This window comes from Candidatus Hydrogenedentota bacterium, from assembly GCA_013359265.1.
Taxonomy (GTDB): Bacteria; Hydrogenedentota; Hydrogenedentia; order Hydrogenedentales; family SLHB01; genus JABWCD01.
This window is the reverse complement of sequence record JABWCD010000049.1, coordinates 1-8,194: the sequence shown is the minus strand read 5'-3', so window position 1 is coordinate 8,194 and position 8,194 is coordinate 1. Positions and strand designations below refer to the sequence as shown.

Genomic DNA, 8,194 nt, shown 5'->3' with positions numbered 1-8,194 from the left:
TCCCGTCGCAACGCTCCAAGACGCCTTAACGACATACCTCAAAACCGGTCAGCTGCCGCCATTACCCCCAAACGTCGCGGCAAACGGCTAAAGTGTTACCTATTTCGTAACGCACTCTTGAAAAGCTCCGCTTTGTATTTCGGACCCAAGTTGGACGCCAGCCCCCATTTCTCCTCGAATGCCAGGCTTCGCCGCTTATGTACGCCTCCGGTCACGCTTACCCTGTTCGCGCGGGGCGGGTTTGGGGGCGTCGGGCTTTCGCATGATGAAGAGGTAGTTGAATCCGCGGAGGAAGTAGTTGCCGGCGATGGCTTCGGTGTGCCAGTGGCGGCGTTTGAGGGATTTGTTGTGGCGGACGACGGCGACGACGTCGATGGGTTCGAAGTATTTCTCGAGGATGGCGAAGAGGCGAAAGCCGATTGGCGCGAACGGTTTTTTCTTGCGCCAGGAGTCGCACACGTAGAGGCCCATGTAGCGTTTCGGGCGCAGGACGCGGTGGATTTCACGGATGACGTGTTCCATCGCGTCGTAGTACTCGGGTGAGAGCGCGTCGAGTTTGCCGATGCAGGCGGGGTCGTCGGAGTAATCGACGTGCGTCGAGTACGGCGGATCGACGAACACGAAGTCGGCCTTTTCGGTTTCGAGCGGCAGCTTGCGCGCGTCCGCGCGGAAGATGTCTTTCCGGAACGGGGCGATGTCGTAGCCGAGCGCGCGGCGTCCGAGATCGCGCGCGACGTCCAGCGTGGTGCCGCTGCCGCACATGGGATCGACGACGAGATCGTTTTTCTTCGTGTAGCGTTCGAGCAGGTTCCAGACGATGTACGAGGGCGTCGCGCCGATGTAGTCCTTGCTGCCTTGTTCGGCGTCGCCGTAGTGCTGGGAGGGGTACTCCCAGAGCGTGGTGGTTTGGAGGGTCAATTCGGGTTTCTTCTGCATGCGAAGCGATTTCCTGACGTGGGTAGTAGCCGGACAGTATAACGAAGTGGGCGTTCGGGGAGATACGCGGGTTGGCACCAGACATCCGGGCAGCGCACGTTTGAATACTTTGACTGTGCCGTGCTCGTGCTCTTGCTCGTCATCGTACTCGCACTCGATACTCGTTCCGATCGATTACGATGACGAGCAAGAGCACGAGCACGAAAGGATGCGTAGGCATTGTTGAAGTGACGAGGTCGTAATCGTCAGCTTCTGACAGTCTACCATGGCGTGACAGACGGGTATTGCGATTGGCGTGCTCTTCGCTATTTCGCGTCCGCGAGCACGATTCGCCATTCGGGATCGCCGTTGCGTGCGGTTGCGGTGGTTACCGTGAACGTCACGTCGCGTTGCACGCTTTTGCCTTGCGCGCTGACGGACTGCGCGACGATGTACTGGCCCGTGGGCGCTTGTGACGGCAGCGTGAACTCGATGGGACTTTGCCATGTGCCGTCGGTGCGGGTTGAGGTACTGTCGTAGAGCTCCTTCACGGCCTTGCCGTCCTTCTTCAGGATGAACGTCTCGCGGACGGCGACGCCGTTCGGGCCGCCGCCGAGTGCCGCGTATTCCATGGTCGCGGTTGCGTTCGCGCCGGGCTTGACGTTCACCGGCGTCACCTTGGTGCCGTCGGTCATCGTCAGCGAGAAGCCGCTTGCCGGATCGATGTTCTGCTGTTGCGCCGTTTGCTGCGCGTTCGCCACTTGGCGCGCGCGGACCTTGTGTATGCCCCAGCCTGCCAAGCCACCGATGGCAGCGCCGATCAACGCGCCCTCGCCGGCATGGCCGGATTGGTGACCTATTACCGCGCCCGCGCCCGCGCCGACGACCGCGCCGAGTCCCGCGGACTGGCCGGCGGTCTCGCAACCGAGCGTGACCAACGCAATCGACAGGGCGACCGCAATCGCCTTTCGCGAACGCATATGTGTCTGCATGGATTTCATTGTTGTCTCCTCCTAATTCACACGAATGGCCGGGCGCTTGTTCACCTGCACGTCGCGGAAAATGTCCGCGTCCGATTGCGGCACGGGCGTGCGCGGGACAGGCACCGGCGTCATCTCTTGCGCGGGACGCCGCGCACGTTCGGAAAACGACTCCGTTCCGCCGGTCGGCGGCGCAAAATTCGGCGTCGCAGGCGTCTGCTGCGGCACCGGAGTTCTGCGCGGCTCTTCCTTGGGGACGGTTTGCTTCGGGACGATCACCGGCGCGGGTGCCTCGTCCGCAGGCTCGACGGACGACGGCTCGTCCGATTTCGATTCGGCTTTAGGTTGACCGGTTTCTTTCACCGGCGCGGGCGTTGTGTCAATCGGTTTCTCGGCGGTCGGCGTCGTGTCCAACGAAACTGGCGCGGGCGCTTCCGGCGTGGCCGGCGCGCTCGGTTCCGAGACCGGTTGCGATTGCGCGGCGCCGGATACGGCGGACGCTGGCGCCGTTACCGCAGGCGACGGCGTGGGGGCGGGGCTCGCAGGAACGACGCCCGTCGCGGATTGTTGCGGCGTTGGGACCGGCTGGTCAGACGTTGTGAACGATCGGAAGAAGAAGAAGTTGCCCAATACCACGAATGCCACCGCGGCAACCACGCACGCGATCGCGATCACGGTCCGGTTGGCGTTCTTTGCGCCGTCCACGCGGCGCTGGAAGAGCCAACTGGTTGTGACCGGGTCCGCAACCGGCGGCGGCATCGGGACCATTGCGGTAACGGGCTGCGCGTTGTCCGAGGCGGCCACCGTATTTGCGACGGCCAACGTCGTGATGGCGCCATGCGCTTTCGTGAGGCGTTTGAGCGCCTGCCTGAATTCGACCGCGGATGCGAAGCGGTTCACGGGCTGCTTTGCGAGCGCCTTCTGCACGACTTCCGTCAACTGCGCGGGATACGTCGCGTCGAGTCCGGTATCGATCGGCGGCGGCGGCGAATTCAGGTGGCCATGAAAAATGTCCGTAATGGTGCCCTGAAACGGCGGACGTTTCGCGAGCATCTGATACAGCACGACGCCCATTGCGTACACGTCCGACGCGGGGGAGAGCGGACCGAACTGTGTGCCCGCGATTTGCTCGGGCGACATGTAAATGGGCGTGCCCGGGCCGGACCCGCCTTCGCGCGTAAGCATCGTTGCGCCATCGACGGGATTCATCAACCGCGCGATGCCGAAGTCCATCAACTTTGCCGTGTACGCGCCGGTTTCGGATTGCGTCAGCATGATGTTCGCGGGTTTCACGTCGCGGTGCACGATGCCTTGCGCGTGAATCTTCGCCAACGCTTCGAGGACCTGGCACGCGATCGAGACGCTCTCGCGCCACGTGAGGTACATCGAGCCGAGCCGCGCCTTCTCGATCACGTCCTTCAAGGTCGAACCATCGACGTACTCGATGATCAGGTGGATTTGTCCGTCTTCCTCGATGCGGTCGTATAGTGTGATGACGCTCGGGTGCGCGCCGAGTTGCGCGTGCATGACGCACTCGCGCTCGATGCGCTTGCGCACCTCGGTCATCTTGCAGTATTCCTGCTTGAGCGATTTGACGGCAACAAGCCGGCCGAGCCGCAGGTCTTCGGCGAGGAACACGTCGCCCATACCGCCCGAGCCCAGGCACCGCGTGACGCGATACCGGCCCTGCAGCAGTCTCGTTCCTTCGCTCGGTTGAGTCGATGTGCCCTGCGCGCTAGTCATATCGCCCCGAATGTTACCCTGGTTTAGACCACGCTATCCGGTACCGGGTTGACGCCGTACGCACCCAACTTGGACTCTGACAACATCATAAAGCCTGAGGGTGGGTAGTGTCACGGCTGACCCGCCGTTTGGCGCAAACAGGGGAATTCCTGTTACACTCACTGTTGACGGCTGGCCGTGGGCAGTTATTCAAGGGGAGCGCCAGCCTCGCCCGTTACGCGGTAAGGAAGAGGAGACCCGCGTTGTCGTTACACCTGCTCGACGACCTGCGCGAGCGGCCTGTGCGTTTTATCGTCGGTATGATGTCGGGGACATCCTGCGACGGCGTGGACGCCGCCCTCGTGCGATTGAAGCGCAACGGCTCGAAGACGCGCGTCAAGCTAATCGCGTTCAAGACATTGCCCTATTCCGCGCCGCTGAAGGCGCGCCTCCTCACGGACAAGAAAGACGCCAAAGAAGTTTGTTCGCTGTCGTTCGAGCTGGGCCAGATATTCGCCCAGGCCGCCGAGTCCATGCAGGAGGAAGCCAAGCAGCACGAGTGCAGCGTCGATCTCATCGCGTCGCACGGCCATACCATCGCGCATTGTCCGCCACGTAAGGACCAGACGGGCTGCGGCACGCTCCAGATCGCGGAACCCGCGATCATCGCGGACCGCACGGGCGTACCGGTCATCTCCGATTTTCGAGTGCGCGACATGGCCGCGGGCGGGCAGGGTGCGCCGCTGGTGCCGTACGCGGATTGGGTCTTGTTCCGGCAGCGTGACGAGACGGTGGGCTGCCTCAATATCGGCGGAATCGCGAATATCACTGTTGTCACCCCAAAGCTGCGCGACGTCTTCGCGTTCGACACCGGCCCCGGCAACATGCCCATCGATGGCGCGATGCGATTGCTCACGCGCGGGCAGCAGCACCTCGACTGGGACGGAGCGAGCGCGGCGAAGGGGAAGGTCCTCGACGGGCTACTCGAGCGGCTCCTCGACCATGACTATTTCGACAAGCTACCCCCGAAATCTACGGGCCGGGAAGAGTTCGGGGAGGGCGTGTACCTGCCGCAAGAAATCCTCAGCAGAGCACAATACGCGCCGGAGGACGTAATGGCGACAGTCACGTTTGCCGTTGCGCGAAGCATTGCGCTGGCCCACCAGCGATTCATCGCCCCGCTACATACGCTGACGCAAATCATCGTCAGCGGCGGCGGCGCCCGAAACCGCGTCCTGATGAAATGCCTCCGGCAGGAATTCGCGCCTATCGAAGTCAGGACCAGCGATAAGATGGGACTGCCTGGAGATGCCCGCGAGGCCATCGCGTTCGCCATTCTGGGTAACGAGTCGCTCTGTCTTTCCCCCTCGAACGTCCCGGGCGCCACCGGTGCGCTGCACCCGGCGATTCTGGGGAAAGTAACGTTTTAAGCCATTGGTTCACAAAGGCTTAGTCGATATTCTGCCGAGGGTGAATTGGCAATAATTCCCTCGCATTGACTTGATCTTATCCGTTTCTCCCGCTTACCCCGGTTATGTCTGCATGAAATGCGGTATAATTGTAACAGCATTGGTTCGGGGAAAGGCAGGGACACGTGAGTTTTTTGGACACAAGTGCGATCCTCGCGCCCGGGCACGTTAAGACCTCGTCTTGGGCGCAGATGTGGTGGCTCACCACCGTGCGCGGTTACGAGGTCGAGAAGGTGATGCGCTTTCCGAAGCGCTACCGCATGGGCCGCCTCGTTTACGGCCAGTCGTGGGTTTTGCGGCCGCCAGTACGGCAAAATTAACAGACAACAACTCTTGCAACGGCCGAATTGTGGACTGTTCCAGCGATGTTCCGCGACGCTCTATCTGTGTTTATTTATGGATTCTGTTGAGCGCAGACGCGACTTCCCGGATGCGTCACAGATCCATTGGGGCTTTGACATAAGCGCCATGTAAAAATAACTTACCGCCGCACTTCGAGTACGTCTCTCAATCGCTCAATACTCGTAGCAGGTGAGTCGGCTCGTGAACGACAGCCAATGCGTCAATCTCCGCGACGGCCTTTCGCACGGATGACTCGACTGTCCGCTCTGTCATTAATATGACATGCACCCGGTCTTCCTCGTGCTTTTCCTTCTGGCTGACGCCGCCGATGCTGACTCCGTGGTTACCGAGGATGGTGCAGATGCGGCCGAGGACACCGGGGATGTCGCGAGTGGTCATGCGGAGGTAGTACTTTCCTTCCACGAGACCCATGTCGCGGACAGGCCGTTTTTTGGCGTAGGCGAACGGGGCCGGGGCCGGTGAATCTCCCCGGCGTGCGATGTCGATGATGTCCGCGACGACGGCGCTGGCGGTGGGCATGCGCCCGGCGCCGCGCCCGTAGTAGAGGGTCGCGTCGGAGACGTCGCCCTTCACGTACACGGCGTTGAACTCGTTGCGCACGGATGCGAGCAGATGGTCCTCCGGCACAAGTGTGGGGTGGACGCGCACCTCGATCTCGCCGTTGACACTGCGGACGATCGCGAGCAACTTGATGAGATATCCCATCTCCATCGCGTACGTCACGTCTGCGTGGGTCACCTTCGTGACGCCCTCGACGTGAATCTCGTCGAGGTTCACCTCCGTCGAGTAACAGAGCGATGCGATGATCTGGCACTTGTGCGCTGTGTCGTGGCCTTCGATGTCGAGATCGGGCGGGGTCTCCGCAAAGCCGAGCCGCTGCGCAATCTTCAGCGCGTCGTTGAAATCGTGGTTGTCGTAGGTCATCCGGCTGAGAATGTAATTGCAGGTGCCGTTGAGAATGCCGCACACAAATTCGATCCGGTTCGCGGCCAGGCCCTCGCGCAGGGCCTTGATGATTGGTATACCGCCCGCGACGGACGCTTCGTAGCGCAATTCAACGCCGTTTTTCACCGCCGCCGCGCACAGTTCCGGGCCATGGTGCGCGAGCAGCATCTTGTTTGCGGTGACGACGGACTTGCCGGCGTTCAGCGCCGCGAGGATGAACGATTTGGCGGGATTGATCCCGCCGATCAATTCGCATACGACGTGCACGCCGGGATCGGCGATCAGCGCTTTTGCGTCGGTGCTCGTCGTGATGCCGCCAAGATCGAAGTCCTTGAACAACTCCGCGCGCGCGTCCGCGACGTGTACGAGCGAAACATCGACGCCCGCTTTACCCTTGATTACGTCGCGGTTCGAGCGGAGCGTGCGAATCACGCCGCCGCCTACTACGCCCGCTCCGATTACTCCGACGCCGATGGACATGTATCACGTTTCCTTGTTGTCGTCTTGCTCGGACACGAGCAGGGATTCCAATTGAGGGATGAGCTCCGGTAACTTCTCAGAAGCGGTAGACCAAACGACGATCACGTCAACGTCGGAGTACGCATGGATGAGCCTGTTGCGCATTGCAGTCATGCGCTGCCACGGGATATCCGGATGTCTAGCGCGCACATCCGGCGAAACTCGGCTTGCCGCTTCTCCAATCACGCAGAGTGCGCGGACGAGATGGCTTTCGTTTTGTGGAATTGCCTGGATTTCGTGCAGCGACTTTCCTGCACAGAATTCGCTCGCGGTCCGTGCCCACTTCAACATGTCCTGCACAAAAAGTAAATCGGACTTACGCGGCATACTGCACGGCCGCGTTTCGGAGCACCTCGTCGCGAAAATAACGGCTCAGACTTGCAGGCGTGTGCAAGTCCACTTTTCGCGCAACCAAAACGGCCAATTCGTCCTGCTGGTCGAAGAGCGTAAAAAAGTCCGGCACATGGCCCTCGGCATATTCCACCAGCACGTCCACGTCGCTGTCGTCGCGAAAATCGTCCGTGGTAACAGAGCCGAACAACGACAGCTTAACGATATGGTGCCGGCGGCAAAACTCGGCAATCTTCTCCTTGTCGATCTCGATTTGTACGCCCATGACAACGATCCTCGAACAATGCGCACATTCTACTGGACACGTACCGGCAGGGGCGAGACGCCGTCCGAGCCGGGATACCGAATCTCAAATCTCACATTTCAGAGCGCCTATCGCGGAGATCACGACAGAACAATCAGATTTCGAGCACGCACAGCACGTCGCCGACGGAAACTTCGTCGCCTTCCTGCACGAGTTTTTCCTGCAGGAGGCCGCTCTTCGGCGCGGGCAGGCTGAACGCCGCCTTGTCCGTCGTCAACTCGACGATGTCTTCGCCTTCCTTGACGTTGTCACCTTCCTCGACGAGCCAGTACGACACGGTCGCCATGTCGCCGCCGTCGTCGCCCAGGGTGGGTAGTTTCACTTCGTAGGTCATTTCTCAATTGTCTCCTTCGCTATGCACATCGATGCCGCGCCATCACGGCACAGTGTTACACTCTCTTGCCTGAATCGAACCTTTCTCGCACGTATATTGCGACTGGAATAACCACGGCCAGAAATGCGGTCAGACCAATCCCAACGTAGTCGTAGCTCTTTTCTTCTGGAAGCACCAACCAAATCGCGAAAAACGTAATTCTTTAGCCGAGTGAAGCATTTATGGAAACTGCCGATAAACATAATGCTTGGATTCAGTCGAGGGACGGAGGTTTTGGTGACCCAGCAGACGG

General features: G+C 60.6%; 9 protein-coding genes. 2 read left to right on the top strand and 7 right to left on the bottom strand.

From position 1 onward, the window contains the following. Window positions 1-195: 195 nt before the first annotated feature. The 3 genes from HUU46_25285 to HUU46_25275 form a co-directional block, all read right to left on the bottom strand. On the bottom strand, window positions 196-936 hold the full coding sequence (locus HUU46_25285) for a DNA methylase (GenBank protein NUM56957.1): 741 nt from the start codon (window positions 934-936) through the stop codon (window positions 196-198). 305 nt (window positions 937-1,241) lie between these two features. Continuing rightward, window positions 1,242-1,907 (bottom strand): hypothetical protein, encoded by a 666-nt coding sequence (locus HUU46_25280; protein NUM56956.1) that lies wholly within the window; start codon window positions 1,905-1,907, stop codon window positions 1,242-1,244. A 21-nt stretch (window positions 1,908-1,928) separates the two neighbouring features. Continuing rightward, on the bottom strand, window positions 1,929-3,638 hold the full coding sequence (locus HUU46_25275; GenBank protein NUM56955.1) for a protein kinase: 1,710 nt from the start codon (window positions 3,636-3,638) through the stop codon (window positions 1,929-1,931). 242 nt (window positions 3,639-3,880) lie between these two features. Between HUU46_25275 and HUU46_25270 the strand changes: the two genes are divergently transcribed. Both HUU46_25270 and HUU46_25265 read left to right on the top strand, forming a co-directional pair. Continuing rightward, window positions 3,881-5,047, top strand: coding sequence for an anhydro-N-acetylmuramic acid kinase (locus tag HUU46_25270; protein ID NUM56954.1), 1,167 nt, complete (start codon window positions 3,881-3,883; stop codon window positions 5,045-5,047). Window positions 5,048-5,211: 164 nt separating this feature from the next. After that, window positions 5,212-5,406, top strand: a complete 195-nt coding sequence (locus tag HUU46_25265; protein NUM56953.1) for a hypothetical protein — start codon at window positions 5,212-5,214, stop codon at window positions 5,404-5,406. A 187-nt stretch (window positions 5,407-5,593) separates the two neighbouring features. On the opposite strand, the gene HUU46_25260 is transcribed toward HUU46_25265, so the two are convergent. From HUU46_25260 to HUU46_25245, 4 genes are all read right to left on the bottom strand, one after another. Continuing rightward, window positions 5,594-6,874, bottom strand: a complete 1,281-nt coding sequence (locus HUU46_25260) for a homoserine dehydrogenase (protein NUM56952.1) — start codon at window positions 6,872-6,874, stop codon at window positions 5,594-5,596. 3 nt (window positions 6,875-6,877) lie between these two features. Then, window positions 6,878-7,240, bottom strand: a complete 363-nt coding sequence (locus HUU46_25255; GenBank protein ID NUM56951.1) for a DUF86 domain-containing protein — start codon at window positions 7,238-7,240, stop codon at window positions 6,878-6,880. After that, a complete protein-coding gene (locus tag HUU46_25250; GenBank protein ID NUM56950.1) occupies window positions 7,230-7,529 on the bottom strand; it encodes a nucleotidyltransferase domain-containing protein in 300 nt (99 codons plus the stop codon). The genes HUU46_25255 and HUU46_25250 overlap by 11 nt, the downstream gene beginning before the upstream one ends. A gap of 133 nt (window positions 7,530-7,662) precedes the next feature. Further along, a complete protein-coding gene (locus HUU46_25245; GenBank protein NUM56949.1) occupies window positions 7,663-7,902 on the bottom strand; it encodes a hypothetical protein in 240 nt (79 codons plus the stop codon). Window positions 7,903-8,194: the final 292 nt, after the last annotated feature.

Excerpts from the sequence above, each read along its gene's own strand:
- HUU46_25250 (NUM56950.1), bottom strand. The coding sequence starts at position 7,529 with ATGGGCGTACAAATCGAGATCGACAAGGAGAAGATTGCCGAGTTTTGC.
- HUU46_25255 (NUM56951.1), bottom strand. The coding sequence starts at position 7,240 with ATGCCGCGTAAGTCCGATTTACTTTTTGTGCAGGACATGTTGAAGTGG.
- HUU46_25280 (NUM56956.1), bottom strand. The coding sequence starts at position 1,907 with ATGCAGACACATATGCGTTCGCGAAAGGCGATTGCGGTCGCCCTGTCG.
- HUU46_25275 (NUM56955.1), bottom strand. The coding sequence starts at position 3,638 with ATGACTAGCGCGCAGGGCACATCGACTCAACCGAGCGAAGGAACGAGA.
- HUU46_25245 (NUM56949.1), bottom strand. The coding sequence starts at position 7,902 with ATGACCTACGAAGTGAAACTACCCACCCTGGGCGACGACGGCGGCGAC.
- HUU46_25285 (NUM56957.1), bottom strand. The coding sequence starts at position 936 with ATGCAGAAGAAACCCGAATTGACCCTCCAAACCACCACGCTCTGGGAG.
- HUU46_25260 (NUM56952.1), bottom strand. The coding sequence starts at position 6,874 with ATGTCCATCGGCGTCGGAGTAATCGGAGCGGGCGTAGTAGGCGGCGGC.